The 18,341-nt window shown below is 66.1% G+C and carries 14 protein-coding genes and 2 pseudogenes; 11 read left to right on the forward strand and 5 right to left on the reverse strand.

Annotation, left to right across the window (positions count from 1 at the left end):
- Positions 1 to 51 precede the first annotated feature (51 nt).
- The 3 genes from pgsA (at position 52) to IPG97_02775 (ending at position 4,265) form a co-directional block, all read left to right on the forward strand.
- Complete coding sequence (pgsA, locus tag IPG97_02765; GenBank protein MBK6855502.1) at positions 52 to 633, forward strand: CDP-diacylglycerol--glycerol-3-phosphate 3-phosphatidyltransferase; 582 nt, start codon at positions 52 to 54, stop codon at positions 631 to 633.
- Positions 634 to 972: 339 nt separating this feature from the next.
- Positions 973 to 2,922: a hypothetical protein gene (locus tag IPG97_02770; protein MBK6855503.1), complete on the forward strand. Its 1,950-nt coding sequence runs from the start codon at positions 973 to 975 to the stop codon at positions 2,920 to 2,922.
- Positions 2,923 to 2,978: 56 nt separating this feature from the next.
- Positions 2,979 to 4,265, forward strand: a complete 1,287-nt coding sequence (locus IPG97_02775) for a CinA family nicotinamide mononucleotide deamidase-related protein (protein MBK6855504.1) — start codon at positions 2,979 to 2,981, stop codon at positions 4,263 to 4,265.
- A gap of 50 nt (positions 4,266 to 4,315) precedes the next feature.
- Here the strand turns inward: IPG97_02775 and IPG97_02780 are convergent, their stop codons facing one another.
- The 3 genes from IPG97_02780 to IPG97_02790 all read right to left on the reverse strand — a co-directional run bounded on the left by IPG97_02780 (position 4,316) and on the right by IPG97_02790 (position 5,774).
- Positions 4,316 to 4,723: a nuclear transport factor 2 family protein gene (locus IPG97_02780; GenBank protein MBK6855505.1), complete on the reverse strand. Its 408-nt coding sequence runs from the start codon at positions 4,721 to 4,723 to the stop codon at positions 4,316 to 4,318.
- A 156-nt stretch (positions 4,724 to 4,879) separates the two neighbouring features.
- Complete coding sequence (locus IPG97_02785) at positions 4,880 to 5,185, reverse strand: LysR family transcriptional regulator substrate-binding protein (GenBank protein ID MBK6855506.1); 306 nt, start codon at positions 5,183 to 5,185, stop codon at positions 4,880 to 4,882.
- On the reverse strand, positions 5,139 to 5,774 hold the full coding sequence (locus tag IPG97_02790; protein ID MBK6855507.1) for a LysR family transcriptional regulator: 636 nt from the start codon (positions 5,772 to 5,774) through the stop codon (positions 5,139 to 5,141). Before IPG97_02790 ends, IPG97_02785 begins: the two co-directional genes overlap by 47 nt.
- A 133-nt stretch (positions 5,775 to 5,907) precedes the next feature.
- Here IPG97_02790 and IPG97_02795 point away from each other — a divergent pair, with 133 nt between their 5' ends.
- Together IPG97_02795 and recA are read left to right on the forward strand one after the other, a co-directional pair.
- Complete coding sequence (locus IPG97_02795; protein ID MBK6855508.1) at positions 5,908 to 6,675, forward strand: sulfite exporter TauE/SafE family protein; 768 nt, start codon at positions 5,908 to 5,910, stop codon at positions 6,673 to 6,675.
- A 377-nt stretch (positions 6,676 to 7,052) separates the two neighbouring features.
- A pseudogene (gene recA, locus IPG97_02800) lies at positions 7,053 to 9,195 on the forward strand (recombinase RecA).
- 197 nt (positions 9,196 to 9,392) lie between these two features.
- On the opposite strand, the gene IPG97_02805 reads toward recA, so the two are convergent.
- A complete protein-coding gene (locus IPG97_02805) occupies positions 9,393 to 10,064 on the reverse strand; it encodes an SGNH/GDSL hydrolase family protein (GenBank protein MBK6855509.1) in 672 nt (223 codons plus the stop codon).
- 72 nt (positions 10,065 to 10,136) lie between these two features.
- On the opposite strand from IPG97_02805, the gene miaB reads away from it, so the two are divergent.
- Positions 10,137 to 11,582 carry a tRNA (N6-isopentenyl adenosine(37)-C2)-methylthiotransferase MiaB gene (miaB, locus tag IPG97_02810; GenBank protein MBK6855510.1) on the forward strand — a complete coding sequence of 482 codons (1,446 nt, stop codon included), beginning with the start codon at positions 10,137 to 10,139 and terminating at the stop codon, positions 11,580 to 11,582.
- A gap of 22 nt (positions 11,583 to 11,604) precedes the next feature.
- Positions 11,605 to 12,550 (forward strand): annotated as a pseudogene (gene miaA / locus IPG97_02815) (tRNA (adenosine(37)-N6)-dimethylallyltransferase MiaA).
- 123 nt (positions 12,551 to 12,673) lie between these two features.
- Here miaA and IPG97_02820 read toward each other — a convergent pair.
- Entirely contained in the window at positions 12,674 to 13,465 is a 792-nt protein-coding gene (locus tag IPG97_02820) for a hypothetical protein (GenBank protein MBK6855511.1), read from the reverse strand.
- Positions 13,466 to 13,727: 262 nt separating this feature from the next.
- Between IPG97_02820 and dapF the strand changes: the two genes are divergently transcribed.
- From dapF to IPG97_02840, 4 genes are all read left to right on the forward strand, one after another.
- A complete protein-coding gene (gene dapF, locus IPG97_02825; protein ID MBK6855512.1) occupies positions 13,728 to 14,612 on the forward strand; it encodes a diaminopimelate epimerase in 885 nt (294 codons plus the stop codon).
- Positions 14,613 to 14,674: 62 nt separating this feature from the next.
- Positions 14,675 to 16,129, forward strand: coding sequence for a GTPase HflX (gene hflX, locus IPG97_02830; GenBank protein MBK6855513.1), 1,455 nt, complete (start codon positions 14,675 to 14,677; stop codon positions 16,127 to 16,129).
- Complete coding sequence (gene dapD / locus IPG97_02835; protein MBK6855514.1) at positions 16,089 to 17,207, forward strand: 2,3,4,5-tetrahydropyridine-2,6-dicarboxylate N-succinyltransferase; 1,119 nt, start codon at positions 16,089 to 16,091, stop codon at positions 17,205 to 17,207. The genes hflX and dapD overlap by 41 nt, the downstream gene beginning before the upstream one ends.
- Before the next feature lie 11 nt (positions 17,208 to 17,218).
- Positions 17,219 to 18,340, forward strand: coding sequence for an aminotransferase class I/II-fold pyridoxal phosphate-dependent enzyme (locus tag IPG97_02840; GenBank protein MBK6855515.1), 1,122 nt, complete (start codon positions 17,219 to 17,221; stop codon positions 18,338 to 18,340).
- The last annotated feature ends 1 nt before the right edge of the window (position 18,341 follow it).

The following is an 18,341-nucleotide window of genomic DNA, read 5'->3' on the forward strand; positions in this document are numbered from 1 at the left end:
ACTCCGCCACCAATGTCGAGCAACCCCAACCATCACCACGACACCAAACTCGTGCCCCTCGATGAACGGTACGGCCCCGGTGCCCTGCTGACCCCGGCCAACGTGATCACGGTGCTGCGTCTGGTCCTGTCACCGCTGCTGTTGGTGATGATCGTCGAGAATCCATCGAGCTGGGCCGCTTTCGCCTTCTGGACCATGCTCGCCTTCACCGACGGCATAGATGGCCACCTCGCCCGCCGCCATGGGACCACCCGGTCCGGGGCGTTCCTCGACCCGCTCGCAGACAAGGTCTTGGTGTTGGGAGCGCTGTTCGCCCTGGTGGCTGCCGAACGGTTCTGGGTGGTTCCGGTTGCCATCATCGCGGTGCGAGAGGTGGCCATCAGCCTGTTCCGCACCCAACTCGGCCGCCAGGGGTTGGCGGTACCGGCCCGCACCCTCGGCAAGGTCAAGACCGTGGTCCAGGAGTTTGCGGTGGCCTTGGCGCTGCTGCCCATCACCGCCGACGCCGAGATGGCCGCCACCACGGTCCTGTGGGTGGCTGTGGTCCTCACCGTGGTGTCGGGCGCGCAGTACCTGGTCGACGGCCGTTCGGCGGCCACCACCCTCGGTCACCGCTCCGCTCCCGCCGCCTGAGACTCCCACCCGCTTAGCCTGGATCCACCGATCGAGCTTGGGTTGTGCTCGATTCTCCATGGTCACCCAGGCGAAACGGGTTCTCTGTGCGGCCACCGTTAGTGCTCGGCTGTCTGACGAGCTGAAGTCACAGGACTGGGCGGGGGTTTGGGGGCAGAGCCCTTTGTGGCGGAGCCCCTGACCTGCGGAGATCGGCTTTGCCGGTCGCAGCAGCGAAGACGTCGGCCGTCAGGCCGGCTACCAAACTCCGCCGGAAGGCTCTGGCTTTCGGCGGATCCAGGCTTAGCTAACGTCGCGGCGACGTCATCGAGGGGTAGGGAAAGTGGCATGAGATCAACCATGAAGTCACGCATGGTGTTGGTGGCGGTCGGCTTGTTGTCAGCCCTCGTTTGCATCACCGAGCCCAGCGCGGCAGCAGTTCCGGGTGGGTTGACTTGGACGCACCGCTCGCTGCCGCTGAGGGCCAACCAGATCGCCGCGGTGCCAGGCGGCCATTCGTTCCTGGCCACCGTTCCGCCTGAGGATTCCGCGCTGGGCAACGAGCTCGTCGAGATCGAGTCCAGCACCGGACGGATCCTTCGCCATGTTCACGTTGGCTCCAACCCGTCGTCGGTGGTGGTTGCACCGTCGGGGCAACGGGCCTATGTGGCGTTGCTTGGCTCTCCGGCCATCGTCGAGGTGGACCTGAACCGGTTCGCGGTCAGGCGCACCTTTGCTACCGATGCCGCCACCTGGAACGGGCAGGCCTACGCCCAAGATCTCGAGGTCCTCCCAGGTGATGAGTCGGTGGTGCTCGGGAGCTTGTTCCATCTGAACCGAAGCCCCGCTCTGCGAGGAGTGGCCGCCTACCAGCACGGTGTTCGCCGACCCGCCATGAGCCGGGATCACACGGGAGCGGTGCGCATCGAGGCAACCGCGTCGGGGGGATTGTTCGGTCTGAACACCGGGACGACTGCATATGGCATCTACCCGCTGGTCGTGGACCACACCGGTGTGACCCAGCTTCTGGTCCGGCTTGGTTGGAAGAATCTCGGGACTGACATCGAGGCGGTCGGTGACCACCTGTACGGGACCAACGGCATGGTGGTCGATCCCGAGGCCGGTTCTGTGGTGCGCCAACTACCCGTCTCCGGTCCGGTGTCGGCTCTGTCCGATGGGTCGGTGGCATACCTCGATGGTCAGACCATCCGGAGGTTCTCGAGCGTCGACGGATCCGAACTGGCCGGGCAGACATTCCCTGCTATCTCCGGTGTCCCCAAGGCGTTGGTGGCGGTCTCGGGCGGTGTTGCGGCCCTGACCTCCGACGGGATCCAGCTCATGGTTCCCGGTCTCCGTCCCCGTCCGTTCACACAGCCACCTGCACCGCCTGGAATCGGATTCTCGATTCGCTCCCTGCCGCTCCCCAGCCGGGACGTCCTGGTGGATGAGCGTGGTCGCCGTGTGTTCGTGACCGTCTCCTCCCAGAGCTCGAACTACCGGAATCAGGTTGTGGCAGTCGATCCGCGGTCAGGTCGGATCATCAACTCGGGCGACGTCGGCTCCGCACCCACCGCATTGGCTATGTCAAGTGACCGATCCAGGCTCTACGTAGCGCTGGACGGCGCTACTGAGATCGCCGAGGTGAACCCTGAGACCCTCGAGCGCATCGGAACCATTCCCCTCACCGGCGGGCGTTGGCCGCTGTTCGCCGAGGACATGGTGGCCATGCCCGGTCCAGGACGTCGGCTGGTGGTGAGCCTCAAGTCCAACCTCTCGCCCCGGCACATGGGGGTGACGGTGTTCTCCGACGGCCGAAGGCTGCCGATCTCCACTCCATCGCACACAGGACCGAACCGGATCGAGCTCGGCCCTCAGGCCGACACGGTGTACGGCGCCAACAATGAGACGACCGCGTTCGGCTTCTATGCGCTCAGAGTGGATCCCGATGGGATCCGTGTGGTCACAGAGACGCCCGCTATGTGGCAGAGCTTCTATGTCGATCTCTCGGTGTCGGGTGAGGTCATCCACGCGACCGACGGTCAGATCATCGATCCACTGGCCGGCTTCCCGCTGGCTCGTATCGGGCCCGGGGCATCGACGCGTGTGGGGCAGACGATCTTCACGGTGGACGGTGACTCGATAGACCAGTTCGATGCCCGTCGGTTCCGCCTCATCGGCTCGCAGCCGATCCCGCACTCGGTGACCAAGCGCCACAAGGTTGCTACTTGGGAAGGTGGTCTGGTGGTCGCGGGAGGCTCAGATCTCCTGTTCCTTCGTCCCGGTTCGCCGATGACGCGACCCCGGTGGTGAGATCCCCCCTCATCGTTGGCGATGGGCACGTTGCCCCACCGGCCTAGGGTGCGCTGATGCGCTGTGAGGTGGTGGCCGTGGGGACCGAGCTACTGCTTGGCCAGATCGTCGACACGAACTCTTCGTGGATCGGTGAGCAGTTGGCGCTGGCCGGCATCGACTCGTTCTTTCAGACCAAGGTCGGCGACAACCACGCCCGGCTCGTGTCGTCGTTGAAGCTGGCTCTGGACCGCAGCGATGCGGTGATCGTGTGTGGAGGGCTCGGCCCCACCCACGACGACATCACCCGAGATGCCATCGCCGAGGTGATGGGCGTGGATCTGGAGCTCGACGAGGACACGGCGGCCCGGATCGAGGCCATGTTCACGTCGCGGGGGCGGCGCATGCCCGCCAACAACTTCCGCCAGGCGGAGGTACCGCGCGGGGCCGTCGCCATTGCTGACCCCCAGCCTGGAACTGCACCTGGTCTGATCTGCCCGGTGCCGGGTACCGGCGAACCGGACCGGCCCGGATCCGAGAAGGTGATCTACGCCGTACCCGGCGTGCCCCGGGAGATGAAGATCCTGATCGGCGAGGCCGTGCTGGTCGACCTGGTGCGCCGGGCCGGAGTCACCTCCACCATCGTCAGCCGCACCCTGCGCACCTGGGGTGAGAGCGAGTCGGGTCTGGCCGAACGGCTGGCTCCGGTGGTGGCCGACCTCGACCGATCCGGCTCTGTCACCCTGGCCTACTTGGCCAGTGGGATCGAGGGCATCAAGGTGCGTCTCACCGCCAAGGGGCCAGACCGGAGTGCGGCGTTGGCGGTCCTGGCGGTCGAGGAGGAACGGGTCCGCGCCGAACTGGGGGAGCTCGTGTTCGGGGTGGACGACGAGACCATCGAGCATGCGGTTCTGGTCGCCTTGCGCGAGCGAGGACTGACCCTGGGGCTGGCTGAGTCGCTCACCGGTGGGCTCATGGGAGCCCGGATCTGTGACGTACCCGGCGCATCCGACGTGTTCCGTGGCTCGATCGTGTCCTACGCCTCAGATGTGAAGTTCTCGGTGTTGGGCGTACCGGAAGGTCCGGTGGTCACCGCTGAAGCAGCCATGGCCATGGCCACCGGTGCCCGGCGGGTGCTGGGCTCCGACGTGGCGGTGGCGGTTACGGGGGTTGCGGGACCCGACCCACAAGGGGGGCTCGCTCCCGGCACGGTCTACGTCGGGCTCGACCTGGGCGACCTCGATGGACCGAAGGGCGCCGAGGCGTTCGAGGTGAAGCTACCCGGCGGTCGAGCCGAGGTCCGCCAGTTCAGCGTGATCACCGCCATGAACGCCCTGCGGACCAGGCTCCTGTCTGTCAGGTGATCGGCGCTCTGGTGTCGGGCACAGTGGCCATCGCCGTCTGGGGCGTCCGCTCAGCCTGGTCGCACCTTGCGGACCACGGCCTTCACACCGCCTCGCACGAACGAGGTGGTGAAGTCGACCCAGTCGAAGCGGTCGCGCCACAATGTAATGAGTCCGTCGTGGACCTCGAAGGTTCCACACACCCAGAACCCCGCAGCAACCGGTCCCGCGCTGATCACGTCGGTACGTTCTGTCAGGACCACGGGGCCGTTGGCGGCGAGGTTGATGTAGTCGACACGAAAGCCGTTGGCGAACTTCATCATCGACCTTAGGACCTTACCTACCTCACGCTGACCGCGGGCGGGCTTCAGCGGAACGTTCTGGTACACCACGTCAGGCGAACAGAACGTCAGCGCGGCATCTACGTCGAGGTCTTCCAGCGCGGCGAGAAGCGCCGTGACCGTCTGGGTGGGTGTCATCTCGCCCGAGCGTGTGGTCGTCATGGTCGGACCGTACCCGCGGGCTCCGCGTCGAGCCGCCCCCGAGTCCCATCTGGGTTCTGATGCCTTTCGATGTTCGGCCTTTGTTCGATCGGTCGGGAGTCGTCGGTGGTGACTGGTGGGGCCTCCTGTGGGCTACTCGTTCGCCCGGTTCTTGTTCCCCAGGGCGAGAGCCCGGAAGGCTTGGGCTGCCGGAGACATGGCGCCCCGCCGGTGGACGAGCACCACGTCACGGTCGACCCGCGGGGAGAGGGGAGCGACGGTGGCCCCCAGAACCGCTGCGTCACGAGCGAGAGGTTCGGGCAACACGGCGGCACCTGCGCCAGCCATGACCAGGGGGATGATCGCCTCACGATGCTCGGTGACGACACCGATCGCAGGATCTGCACTGGGATCACGGTCGTAGGGCCGTGGCGAGCAGACGGCGGGTCGAGGTTCCACGGGGGGTGGTGATGAGCGGAAAGGCGGCCAGCCGGGTCGCTGGCAGAGACGCGGAACCGCCCAGGTCGGTGCCAGGTGGGAGGACAGCGAGCATCCGTTGCCTCCCAATGCTGTGACCCTCGAGTTGATCCTCGTCGGGGACCTCGTCGCCCAAGCCCAGTTCGGCTTCTCCGGAGCGGACTTGACCGAGGAGGTCCGCCGGGTTCTCCGGCTCTCTGATCCGCACGAGCACCCCCGGGCTGGCCCGTCGGAAGTGCCCGACCAGGTCGACTAACGGTTCCACGACCAGGGTCGGCAGCGACACCAGGTCCAGGCGACCAGCCGCCAATCCAGCGACCGCGGTGACCGCGCTTCGGGCTACTTCGGCATCTCGCAACATCTGACGGGCCGGAGCAACAAAGGCCTCACCGGCAGGCGTGAGCCTGACCGACCGGCCCAGTCGGTGGAACAAGGGGGCGCCCAGATCCCTTTCGAGGGTGGAGATCGACTGAGAGAGCGCGGGCTGGGTAACCGGTATCGATGCTGCGGCGGCGGTGAAGCTCCCGTGGTCCACCACTGCGATCACGTATTGGGCCTGTCTCAGGTCCATCCTTCTGCTCCCGCTATTGGGCCCGCTTCGAGCACCCACAGCGCGGTGCCTCCGGCTTTCCATAACATCTACTTATGGAGCATATCCGAAGCATTTGTTGGACTTGTGGGTCGATCCCGGGTTGCATGGGTCTGTGCCCGAGCTGACCCTGATCACCGTCGTCGGAATCGTCGCCATCGGTGGAGTGATCGGCTTCCTGGGCGGGTTGCTGGGCAAGGGTGGATCGGCCATCGCCACGCCGGCACTGGTGGCGTTGGGGCTGCCACCGATCGTTGCCTTGGCTGCTCCTCTTCCTGCCACCGTGCCCGGTGCGATGGTGGCTGCGAACCGCTATCGCGAACACGGCCACATCGACAGGACGGTTCTGCGCTGGTCCTTGATCGCCGGCGTTCCGGCCACGATCCTCGGAGCGTTTGCCACTCGCTGGATCGACGCCGGTTCACTGGTGCTGCTGACCGACCTTGTGATCATCGTGATCGGTCTGCGGATGCTGCGGACCTCTACCGCCAAACAGAGCGACAACGATGTCGACGAGGGGGCCGACAGGAACCGGACCATCGCCGTCGCATTGGTGACCGGCGTTGCCGCTGGTCTGCTCGCCAACAGCGGTGGGTTCTTGCTCGCCCCACTGTTCGTGGCCGTCCTCGGTCTGGGGATCAGGCCCGCCCTCGGCACATCCTTGGCGACGGCATCGGTGCTGGCCATCCCCGGAACGATGGTCCACATGGCCATGGGACACCTTGACCTTGCCGTTGTCGTCCTGTTCGCCATCGGTTCGATCCCGCTGTCGGGCCTGGGGGCGCGGGTCGCTCTGCGAGCTGACGTAGCCCGGCTGGAGCGCTTCTATGGCGCCTCGCTCGTGGTCCTCGGCGCCGTATTCCTCGCCATATCAGCGGTCTGATCCCTACGGCCCATCCAGCGCCTCGGTCGTTGGGTGACCTGACCAGGCGTCGGAGTGGTCGGTCGCCCTGGCCTCGACTGTTCCGGGCCGGTGCTGGGTAGCGCTTCGGGCCATCGGGATGCTTGCCCTCGTTCGCTCCCGCCGTGGGGGAGACCCTCTGGAACCGGGAATCTGGCATCCACGAAATGTCGACGTGGTCCTTGCATCGAACGAACGTTCGAAATACCATCGCTGTTGTTCCGGGGTCGCCTGGGCCGTTGGACCGGAAGTGGTCACGGCTTCGTTGTCAGACCCCCTCCGTACGGTCTCAGCACGAACGCTGCCACCGGGCAGCCACCCAGCACCCGCCCCCGTGGCAACACGAAAGGAACGAACAGATGGCTCAGGACAAGGAGAAGGCACTCGAACTGGCACTGGCCGGCATCGAGAAGCAGTTCGGCAAGGGCTCGGTCATGAAGATGGGCGAGAAGGGCTCCATGGCCATCGGCACCATCCCCACCGGGGCATTGGCGCTGGACTTGGCGCTCGGCGTTGGTGGTCTTCCCCGGGGTCGGGTTGTCGAGATCTACGGCCCCGAGTCATCGGGCAAGTCCACCTTGGCCATGCACGTGGTGGCCGAGGCTCAGCGCAACGGCGGAATCTGTGCCTACGTGGACGCCGAGCACGCCATGGATCCCATCTACGCCAAGGCGCTGGGGGTCGACATCGACTCTCTCTACATCTCCCAGCCCGACACCGGCGAACAGGCCCTCGAGATCGCAGACATGTTGGTCCGTTCCGGGGCCTTGGATGTGGTGGTGATCGACTCGGTCGCCGCCCTCACCCCCCGGGCCGAGATCGAAGGCGAGATGGGAGACAGCCACGTCGGGCTCCAGGCCCGGCTCATGTCCCAGGCGCTGCGCAAGCTCACCGCCAACCTCAACAAGACCGACACCATCTGCATCTTCATCAACCAACTCCGAGAGAAGATCGGAGTGATGTTCGGGTGCTTCTCCTACGGTACCCGGGTCACGCTGGCCGACGGAACGCAGGAGAAGATCGGCAAGATCGTCAACCAGAAGATGGACGTCGAGGTGATGTCCTACGACCCGGTCACCGACTCGGATCGTGCCCCGCAAGGTGGTCAACTGGTTCGACAACGGCCGCACCGAATCGTTCCTTCGCTTCTCGGTGGCCAAGCCGTCCGGCAACGGGCGGGCACAGTTCGCCTGTACCCCCAACCACCTGGTCCGCACGCCCGGCGGATGGCGTGAAGCCGGTGAGTTGATCGTGGGCGACAACGTCCTCCAGAACGTCACCCATCGCCTGTCAGACTTCCAGTGGCAGGTGATCGTCGGCAGCTTGATGGGTGACGGCGCCCTTTCGCCCACTCGCAGCGGACACGGCGCGCGCTTCGGGTGGGGGCACGGCGCGGCCCAGGCCGAGTACTCGGACTGGAAGGGATCGCTCTTCGCCAACATCGGAACCTCCCGTTCCACCAAAGCCCAGGGTGCCGTGTTCCACGACATGGCGCCTCTCGCCGAACTAGCGGAGCTCCGCAAGTCTGTCTACGTCGGTGGCAAGAAGTTCCTGAGTCACGACTACCTCAAGGCACTCACGCCGTTGTCTCTGGCGCTTTGGTACATGGACAACGGTGGCTTCACCATGGGGGCCAAGGGCGTGCAGGCCCGCACCGAAGAAGGTTCCGGGCGCTCGGAGATCTGCGTCGAGGCTTTCGACCCGGCCAGCCAGGTGCGGCTGCGTGACCACCTTGCCGACACCTGGGGCATTCGAGCCACGCTCAGCGAGCTGGGAGCTCGTGGAACGGCCGTACTCACCTTCGCAAAGGACGAGACCGCGAAGCTCCATGCGCTCATCGCTCCCTTCGTCCACCCGTCCATGGCATTCAAGCTGTTGCCCAAGTACCAGGGTCGCTTCGGTGTGGAACCGGTGTTCTCGGAGCCAAAGGACGCGCTGGTCCCGTTGCCCATCACCAGCATTCGCAACGTTGCTGCCGGTCGCGCCTCGCACCGCTTCGACATCGAGGTAGAGGGCAACCACAACTACTTCGTAGACGGGGTCATGGTGCACAACTCACCCGAGACCACGCCGGGTGGGCGGGCGCTCAAGTTCTATTCGTCGGTCCGGCTCGACATCCGCCGTATCGAGTCCATCAAGGATGGTGTAGAGGTCGTTGGCAACCGCACCCGAGTGAAGGTCGTCAAGAACAAGGTGGCCCCGCCGTTCCGCCAGGCCGAGTTCGACATCATGTACGGCAAGGGCATCAGCCGTGAGGGTTCGGCGCTCGACATCGGCGTCGATCTCGGGCTCGTCAAGAAGTCCGGTGCCTGGTACACCTACGAGGGCGAGCAGCTCGGACAGGGCCGAGAGAACGCCAAGGCGTTCCTTCTCGAGAACCCCGAGGTCATGGTCGAGATCTCCGAACGGATCCGCCAGCAGGTCGGTATCGACTCGGTAGACGGGGAGATCGACGACGACACCGAGGTAGATCCTGACGATCTGCCGATCACGCTGGACTGAACCCGAGCCGGTCTCTCGCCGCTTTCGAGCAAAACCAGAGATCTGACCCGGGCGTCCAGGCCCGGGTCGGCAGGAACCCAGCGGCTGGCTCGATCGTTCCCCTCGGCTGAGCCGGCCGAAGTTCCAACCACACCCGTCATGTGCGCTCGGACCGCTGGGGCCGGGCGCACATGGCGTTTTGGGAGGTCAGGTCGGGGTCACGAACGGCGGCAGGCAGACATGAGACCGTCATGCATGATCCCGGCCATGAGCTTCTGCCCCTCGGGGTTGGGATGGATGCCGTCAGGTTCCAGGTATCGGGACACTGGTGCATCCTCGATGGAGCTCTGCCAGGCGGTTACCAGGTGAAGAGACCGATGTTTTCCCACCAGTCGGGCTAGGCGGTCGTTCCATTCCTCGGCCAGATCCGGATCGAAGTCCCGGCTGGCGGGAGCCTTGCCCCCTGGTCGGGTGGGCAGGGTCAACCAGATCGCACACCGGTACCGGGCCGACTCCTTCACCATGGTCTCGAGGTCGTCGTGGTCGATCTGATCTCGCCACACATCGTTGTATCCGACCAGGAAGATCGCCCGGTCCAGCGGCTTGCCCGCCTCGGCTCGGTCATCGACGGCCTTCACCACCAGCGGTAAGAGGTCGGTGGAACGCCAACCGGGTCTGGCGTACACCTCCAGATCGGTGTCGGGATCGAAATCGGCCCGAAGTTCCTCGAAGCTCATGTAGGTGACCGAGTCACCCACCACCAGAACATGACCGGGCTTTCGGGGCCACAACAAGAACACCATCAGCCCGATCACTGCCAGGGCGGTGATGCCCGAAACCACCAACAGGCCGCGCCGACCTCGCTCGTCATCGGCCTCCCCACCGGTCATGGAACTAGTCAACCATGTGGCTGGGGCTGAGGCTGAAGCTCGGCAAGGTCCTCCTCCTAGACTTCCGGGGCCATGACCGCACCGTCTGACATCCAGGGCGAACCTCGCCGCTACCTCATCCGTACGTTCGGATGTCAGATGAACGAGCACGACTCCGAGCGGATCGCGGGACTGTTCGAGGCCGACGGGCTGGTGGCCGCAGCCGATCAGGACGATGCCGACGTGATCGTGTTGAACACGTGCTGCATCCGTGAGAACGCCGACAACAAGCTCTACGGCACGCTCGGCCACCTCAAGTCGTTGAAGGACCAGCGGCCTGGTCTGGAGATCGTTGTCAGCGGCTGCCTGGCTCAAAAGGACCAGACCTCGATCCGCGAGCGGGCACCGTATGTGGACCTGGTGTTCGGGACCCACAACGTTCACCGGGCCGCCGAGCTTCTTCGCCGGGCTCGCAAGGAAGGACCTCTCACCGAGATTCTCGAAGCGACCGTCGCCGATGACGCCGAACTGTTCCCGTCGGCCATGCCGGCCCGGCGTGAGCTCGGCCACGCCGCCTGGGTCACCATCCAGATCGGCTGCGACAACTCGTGCGCCTTTTGCATCGTCCCCGCGGTACGAGGCGAGGAGATCTCCCGGCCCTACGAGCGGCTGGTCGATGAGGTGCGTGACCTGGCTGGGGATGGCGTCACCGAGGTCACGTTGTTGGGTCAGAACGTGAACTCCTACGGCCGAGACCTCACCCTCGCTGCCCGTCAGGCCGGAGACCAGTCGGTGAAAGTGCGCCCGCTGTTCGCTGACCTGCTGCGGTCGGTCGGAGCGGTGGAAGGGATTCGTCGGGTTCGATTCACCAGCCCGCACCCCAAGGATCTCCGGCCCGAGACCATTGCAGCCATGGCTGAGACCCCAGAGGTGTGCGAACACCTCCACCTGCCGCTCCAGTCGGGCAGCAACCGGGTGTTGGCCGCGATGCACCGTGGCTACACCGCCGAGCGCTATCTGGAGCGGGTTGCCGACGCTCGAGCAGCCATTCCAGGCCTAGCGGTCACCACCGACCTGATCGTCGGGTTTCCGGGCGAGACCGAGGACGATTTCGACCAGACGCTGGCTGTGGCCGCGGCCGCCGAGTACGACTCGGCGTACACCTTCATCTATTCGCCTCGCCCTGGTACCGAGGCGGCCGAGATGGTCGATCAGTTCGTCGATCCCGACGTGGTCGCAGACCGGTTCGACCGGCTGAAGGTGGTGCTGGAGCGTTCGGCTCTGGCCAAGCACGAGGCACGGATCGGACGGGTGGAGGAGGTGGTGGTCGAAGGGCCATCCCGTAAGGACCCCTCGGTCCTCACCGGCCGCACCCGCCAGAACAAGCTCGTCCACTTCGCCGGGGTAGCGCCGATCCGTGTCGGCTCCTACGCCGAGGTGACCGTGACCGGGGCGGCCCCTCACTTCTTGAGAGGTGAGCTGGTCGGTGTGACCGCAGCGGCCACCCACCGCACCCGTATTGCAGTGGTGGCCGGCTGAGCCGATGGTCGTCCCAGACGGGATGCGCCCCATCGCACTGGTCGGTACCACGGCGTCGGGCAAGTCGGCTCTGGCCATGGAGGTGGCGAGACGGTTCGGTGATGTGGAACTGGTGTCGGTCGACTCGATGCAGGTGTACCGGGGAATGGACATCGGCACGGCCAAGCCGACTCAGGCCGATCAGGCCGAGGTCGTCCACCATGTCATCGACGTGGTGGACCCGTGGGAGCCATATGAGGTCCATTCGTTCCAGCGGGCGGTGGCCGACGCACTCGCCGACATCTCGGCTCGTGGTCGGCGGGCGTTGCTGGTGGGGGGAACCGGCCTCTACCTGCGGGCAGTGATCGACGGATTCGAGATCCCCGGTCGGTTCCCAGAAGTTGCGGCCGAACTCGATTCCACACCTGACGCCGAGGCGGAGACGGTGGCTCTGCACCAGCGGTTAGCGCTGGTCGACCCCTGCCGCGGCACGTATGGAACCCACCAACCGCCGCCGGGTGATCAGGGCCCTGGAGGTGTGCATCGGCAGTGGTCGACCGTTCTCCTCGTTCGGGCCCGGGCTGGATGCCTACGCCGACACGCCGGTCCACCTGGTCGGCATTCGCCTGCCACAGCCAGTGGTGGCAGATCGGATCGAGCAGCGCTACCACCAGCAGATGACCGATGGGTTCCTCGCCGAGGTAGAGGGGCTGAGATCGGGTCCGCCCTTGAGTCGCACCGCCGGTCAGGCCCTCGGCTACCGAGAACTCCTGGCCCACCTGACCGCCGCCGACAACGGTGACAGCACGCCCACGATCGAGCAGGCCGTGGATGAGGCCATACGCCGTACCCGGGCCTTTGCTCGACGGCAGCGGGCCTGGTTCCGGCGTGATCCCCGCATCAGATGGCTCGACGCAGCGACCGATCCCCACGTTGTCATCGGCGAGATGATCGACCTGGTCGAATCTCACTGGCGTCACGTGAGCTGAACCGAGGCATCACCCGCGTTCAGGTGACCCTGGCAGCGACGACGGCCCTACCGATTGGGTCGAGTCGTGAGATGGGCCGAGGGCCGGTTGGCTCTGCGCCGAGGCCCGAAAGCGGTGGCCAGATCAGGTAGCAGGGTGGTCGTGGACGACGATGTTTCCACGGGTTGTGACCTGGCCGGTGGCCGCATACTCCGACGGTTCGGGGCAGACGTCAACGGGTGCACCGATGGTCGTGGTCGATACTCTGTCGCCGGTGGCGCCGTTGTCTTCTACGAAGATGATCCTCGGCACCAAGGGGATCTCGGGGTCGTACTCGGTCGCATCGGCGATGAAGCCGATCACCGCCTGGTTGCCGACGACGCGCATGCAGGTGATGGGACCTTCGTCTGGGACCCGGAAGTAGGCGACCCCGGGCATGGCCTGGACCATTCCGTCGATGAGCCCGCCTGACGGATCGCTGGACACATCGGTGTAGACGCCTTTGACGTAGCCGAGTTGGGGGATCTCCTCGACGATTCCCGTCCCCGTCACCGAGTCCCGTCCGGTCCCGGTGGTCAGTTGGTAGGTGGTGGCACAGTTGGCCGACCCTCCCACCGGTCCGGCGCATGTCCGGTAGTAGTAGGTGGTCCCCTCGTTCAGGCCGTCGACAAGGCTGCTCACCGGCACAGCGTTATCGGCGTTCACGTGCGTCTGGACTTCGGGCGTCGACGATCCCAGCGCCGGCGTTGGGCCGTACTCGAACCACCAGCGGGTGGTCCCGGCCTCTTCGCTGTAAGCGCGACCGTTGAGTACCGCGGATGTGTCGTGCACTCGAGAGGCAGGCTCGGTCACTCCGAACTTGCACGAGGTCAACCCCGCGGTGGCCGCGGCCACCACAGCCAGACCGAGTAGCGGCTTGTGAACGGAGAATCTCACGGCAGTTCCACCCTTGTCGTCCCCCCCACGGCATTCTCCGGCCCATGGTAGTGACCGTTTGAGTCCTGCGTCCGATGTCACACGCCGATGACCAAATGTCGGGCTTCTCTGATGGGGCGGAGCGAACGCCGTGAAGCCGCGGTGCTACCCGCCACCGTCGTGCCCTCGCTCACAACGCTCCATAGCGTGGGACGGGTTGTGGCGGCGCGATTGTGGAATCAAGGGTTGTCCCAGGGGTCTGGGCTGCGACACTTAGGGGACCATGGCGTTCCACCTCACCAAGCACCACGGGCTGGGCAACGACTTCCTGGTCGTGCTCACCGACGATTCCACCTCGGCCTTCGACGGGCAGGCCTGGATCGAGCGCGCCCAGAGGTGGTGCGACCGACGTCGAGGCATCGGGGCCGATGGTCTGTTGATCGGTCTCACCTCTCCTGGTGTCGATGACGGCGGAGGCGATGGGGCGGTGGACGTGGTCATGACCCTGGTGAATGCCGATGGCTCGATTGCTGAGATGAGTGGGAACGGGATCCGCTGTCTGGCTCAGGCCGCGGTCATGGCCGGGCTCGGGTCCGAAGGGGTGGTGACCGTCGCCACCGACGCTGGCGTCCGGACCGTGCATCACCGACCGGACCCTGCCGGGGATCCTGCCACCATCGAAGCCAGCGTCGACATGGGCCCGGCTGGTCCGGGCCCACAGGCCGATCACGCCATCGAACTGTCCGCTGGCGACTTGCCCCCGGCATCGGCCACAGCCTTGGGTTTGGACGGAGCCCGTCAAGCCACCTTCGACCTCGGCAACCCCCATCTGGTGATCCTGGTCGACGACCCCGACGCCATCGACTTGGTGGCGGCAGGTTCCACCCACGAGGCCGCCTATTCGGCGGGCATGAACGTGCACTTCGTGGCTCCCACCCCCGGCGAGGAAGATGCCATGACGATGCGGGTGTGGGAACGGGGAGCCGGGGTCACCGAGGCGTGTGGAACCGGAGCCACCGCGGTGGCCCGAGCCGCCCACGATTGGGGCTTGACCGGCCCGAAGGTGACCGTTCACATGCCTGGCGGAGATGTGACCGTTGACGTCGGGCCATCGATGACGCTTCATGGTCCAGCCACCTACATAGGAAGCATCGAGGTCGAGCGATGACACCAGCCGACCAACCCGAATCGACCTCGGTCACCGACGGGGACGGCCTCGACATCGACCCGATGGCCGAGAGCTGGACCGGCACCGAGTCCGAGGGGATCGAGTGGATCACCGACCCGGGTGACCCCTACGGCTGGGACGACGACGAGTGGGACGAAACCACAGCCGACACCGACATGGATGAGGAGTTGGGCAGCCACCGTGGTGCCTTTGGTGACTACGGAGGCGAGAATCGAGCCCTCATCGATCGCACCTTCCGGGAGCGCATCATCATCGTCGGCGTCACCCTCGGGGGTGCCGATGCCGAACAGACCGACGCCGATCTCGCCGAACTGGCCCTGCTGGTAGACACCGCCGGCGCCGATGTTGTCGGTCGGGTGGTGCAACGCCGGGGTGCCCCTGATCCCGCCACCTACCTGGGCAAGGGCAAGGTAGAGGACCTCAAGGCGCTGTCTGAGTCCCTCGACTGCGACACCGTCGTCTTCGACGACGAACTGACTCCGGCCCAACAGCGAAACCTGGAGAAGATCCTGGGCCGCACGGCACTGGATCGGACCGCGGTGATCCTCGACATCTTCGCCCAGAATGCATCCAGCGTCGAAGGTCGGGCCCAGGTCGAGCTGGCTCAGCTCCGCTACCTCCAACCCCGGCTACGAGGCAAGGGCAAGGGTCTGTCCCAGCAGGCTGGTGGCATGTCGGCAGGGGGTGGCGCTCGCGTCGGTAGCCGTGGCCCCGGTGAGACCCAACTCGAAACCGACCGGAGACGGATCACCCGCCGGATACACAAGCTGGAGGCCGACCTCCGCTCCATATCGGCGCACCGAGATGTCCAGCACAAGGCGCGCTCACGCAGCCGGGCTAGCCAGGTGGCCATCGTCGGCTACACCAACGCCGGCAAGTCCACCCTGCTGAACCGGCTCAGCGGTGCCGGTGTCTTGGTGGAGGACCGTCTGTTCGCCACGCTCGATGCCACCACCCGCCGGCTCCAACTGCCGGGCGGGGAAGCAGTTTTGCTCAGCGACACCGTCGGTTTCGTGCGCAAGCTGCCCCACCAGCTGGTGGAGTCGTTTCGCTCGACGCTGCGAGTGGCCGCCGAAGCGGACCTGTTGGTGCACGTGGTGGACGGGGCTGGGCCCGACCCCATGGGTCACATAAGGGCCGTGCGGGAGGTGCTGGCCGAGATCGGGGCCGGAGACGTGGCCGAACTGTTGTGCTTCAACAAGTCCGACCGATCCGATGAGGTGGCCCGCCTGGTGGACCGGAACCCCGGCTCGGTGGGCATCTCCGCCTACACCGGCGAGGGTGTCGAGCAATTGTTGGTGGCGGTGGCCGAGCGACTCAGGGCCACCACCACCGAGGTCGACTTGTTGATCCCCTTCGATCGGGGGGACCTGATCGCCGAAGCTCACCGTGAAGGTGAGGTACTGGCCGAGGAAGCGGTGGAAGGTGGAATGGCGTTGACGGCCCGTCTCGACGATGCGGCCGCCGCCCGACTGGCCCCCTGGGTCGTGGCCTGAAGCCGCCGCGACCCGCGCTTGTACCCTGTCGGCCGTGAACGACGTGACCTCCGCACTTGAGACCGACATCGAACCTGGCGCCGGGGCCTGGGGACTGGGCCTGGCCACCGTCGCCGCCGATGGACGCGTGCTGGACACCTGGTACGCCGAGGTCCACCGGGGGGTTGCCCGAGGCGTGGCCGAACACGGAGACAAGGTCGGACACAACGGCGGGTCCGCCACCCATCTACTGTCCTCGGAAGCTCTGATTGCGGCGCACGGGGTGGGCCTGGCCGCAATGGCGGGAGTCGATCCGGAGCGACAGGTGGAGACCCGAGCCGTGGTCACCTTCATCGACGATCTGTCCTCGGCACCAGTCGACGCCCATGACGCCTACCTGCGCCTCCACCTGCTGTCGCATCGTCTGATCCGCCCCCACGGCACCAACCTGGACGGCGTGTTCGGGTTGTTGGCCAACGTGGTTTGGACCAATCAGGGGCCGTGCGCGGTGGAAGGGTTCGAACAGGTCCGGCTTCGACTCCGGGCCGCGGGACGGCCGGTCACGGTCTATGGCGTCGACAAGTTCCCACGCATGGTCGATTACGTGGTTCCCACCGGCGTACGAATCGCCGATGCCGACCGGGTCCGCCTCGGTGCCCACCTGGCCGAAGGCACCACAGTCATGCACGAGGGGTTCTGCAACTTCAACGCCGGAACCCTGGGTGCCTCCATGGTGGAGGGCCGTATCAGCGCGGGTGTGGTGGTGGGCGACGGTAGCGACATCGGCGGTGGTGCATCGATCATGGGGACGCTCTCGGGCGGCGGCAAAGAGGTGATCTCGGTAGGCGAGGGGTGCCTGATCGGTGCCAACGGTGGCGTGGGAATCTCCTTGGGTGACCGGTGCACCGTGGAGGCCGGCCTGTACGTGACGGCGGGAACGCGGGTCTCTCTGCCCGATGGATCGGTGGTCAAGGCGGCTGACCTGTCAGGCCGAGACGACCTGTTGTTCCGCCGCAACTCCACCACCGGGGCCGTCGAGGTGCTCAGCCACACCGTCGAGTGGGGCAAGCTCAACGCTGCGCTCCACCAGAACGACTGAGCCGATCTGCCATGTCAGGCTTCTCGCCGCCTCCCTATCCCTACGACCGGCTGACCCCTCTCAAGACCGCAGCCGAAGCCGCACCGGGTGGCCTGGTCGACCTGTCGGTGGGTACCCCTATAGACCCGCCACCGCCGGCGGTGCTGGCGGCGCTGGCGGACCCAGCCGCGGCCCGCTCCTATCCGCCCTCGGTCGGCACCGCGGCCTATCGGGCGGCGGCAGCGGGCTGGCTGGAACGTCGGCTGGGCGTGACCGTCGCCGACAGCGAGGTGGCGGCATGCATCGGAACCAAAGAGGTTGTGGCGGGGCTCCCGCACTGGCTTCGTCTTCGCCAACCCGATCGGGACACCGTCTTGTACCCGGCGGTGAGCTACCCCACCTACGCCATGGGCGCCACCCTGGCTGGCTGTCGGGCCGTGCCCGTCCCGGTCGATGACCGGTGGCGGATCCGCCTCGACTCCATCGCCGACACCGATGCGGCCCGGGCGCTGTGCCTGTGGGTGAACACGCCGGGCAACCCGGCCGGAGGCCTGGACGACCTGGGCGCGGCGGCGCAGTGGGGCAGAGAACGCGGCGTACCGGTGGTATCAGATGAGTGCTACGTGGAGTTCACCTGGGCCGGCCCACCTCGCTCCATCCTCCAACACGGAACCACCGGAGTGCTGGCCGTGCACTCGTTGTCCAAGCGGTCGAACCTGGCCGGCGCCCGGATCGGCTTCTACGCCGGAGACGCCGAACTCGTTCATTACCTGTCGGAGGTGCGCAAGCACGCCGGCTTCATGCCATCGGGGCCCGAGCAGGCCGCCGGCGCAGTGGCGTGGTCAGATGATGTCCACGTCGAACAGCAACGCGACCGGTACCGGGAACGACTGTCGTTGGTGGGTGATGCCTTGCGCTCGACGGGCCTGGAGGTGACCGATCCCGACGGTGCCTTCTACCTGTGGGTACCGGCTCCGGCCGGTGATTCCTGGGGCTTGGCCCGACGTCTGGCCGAACAGTGCGGTGCCCTGGTCAGCCCCGGCGAGTTCTACGGAGATGCCGCGGCATCCCATGTTCGCCTAGCCATGGTCCAGCCCACCGACGTGCTCCGGGACCTGGCTGACCGTCTGTCCCACGCGAGGCTGGTCGGGTGAC

Source organism: Microthrixaceae bacterium, from assembly GCA_016702505.1.
In the GTDB taxonomy this organism is placed as follows: Bacteria; Actinomycetota; Acidimicrobiia; order Acidimicrobiales; family Iamiaceae; genus Aquihabitans.

What these genes read in the sequence shown, in the direction of transcription:
- IPG97_02770 (MBK6855503.1), top strand. Translation starts at nt 973, where the DNA reads ATGAAGTCACGCATGGTGTTGGTGGCGGTCGGCTTGTTGTCAGCCCTC.
- IPG97_02775 (MBK6855504.1), top strand. Translation starts at nt 2,979, where the DNA reads ATGCGCTGTGAGGTGGTGGCCGTGGGGACCGAGCTACTGCTTGGCCAG.
- IPG97_02780 (MBK6855505.1), bottom strand. Translation starts at nt 4,723, where the DNA reads ATGACACCCACCCAGACGGTCACGGCGCTTCTCGCCGCGCTGGAAGAC.
- IPG97_02790 (MBK6855507.1), bottom strand. Translation starts at nt 5,774, where the DNA reads ATGGACCTGAGACAGGCCCAATACGTGATCGCAGTGGTGGACCACGGG.
- IPG97_02805 (MBK6855509.1), bottom strand. Translation starts at nt 10,064, where the DNA reads ATGACCGGTGGGGAGGCCGATGACGAGCGAGGTCGGCGCGGCCTGTTG.
- miaB (MBK6855510.1), top strand. Translation starts at nt 10,137, where the DNA reads ATGACCGCACCGTCTGACATCCAGGGCGAACCTCGCCGCTACCTCATC.
- dapF (MBK6855512.1), top strand. Translation starts at nt 13,728, where the DNA reads ATGGCGTTCCACCTCACCAAGCACCACGGGCTGGGCAACGACTTCCTG.
- hflX (MBK6855513.1), top strand. Translation starts at nt 14,675, where the DNA reads ATGGCCGAGAGCTGGACCGGCACCGAGTCCGAGGGGATCGAGTGGATC.
- dapD (MBK6855514.1), top strand. Translation starts at nt 16,089, where the DNA reads ATGCGGCCGCCGCCCGACTGGCCCCCTGGGTCGTGGCCTGAAGCCGCC.
- IPG97_02840 (MBK6855515.1), top strand. Translation starts at nt 17,219, where the DNA reads ATGTCAGGCTTCTCGCCGCCTCCCTATCCCTACGACCGGCTGACCCCT.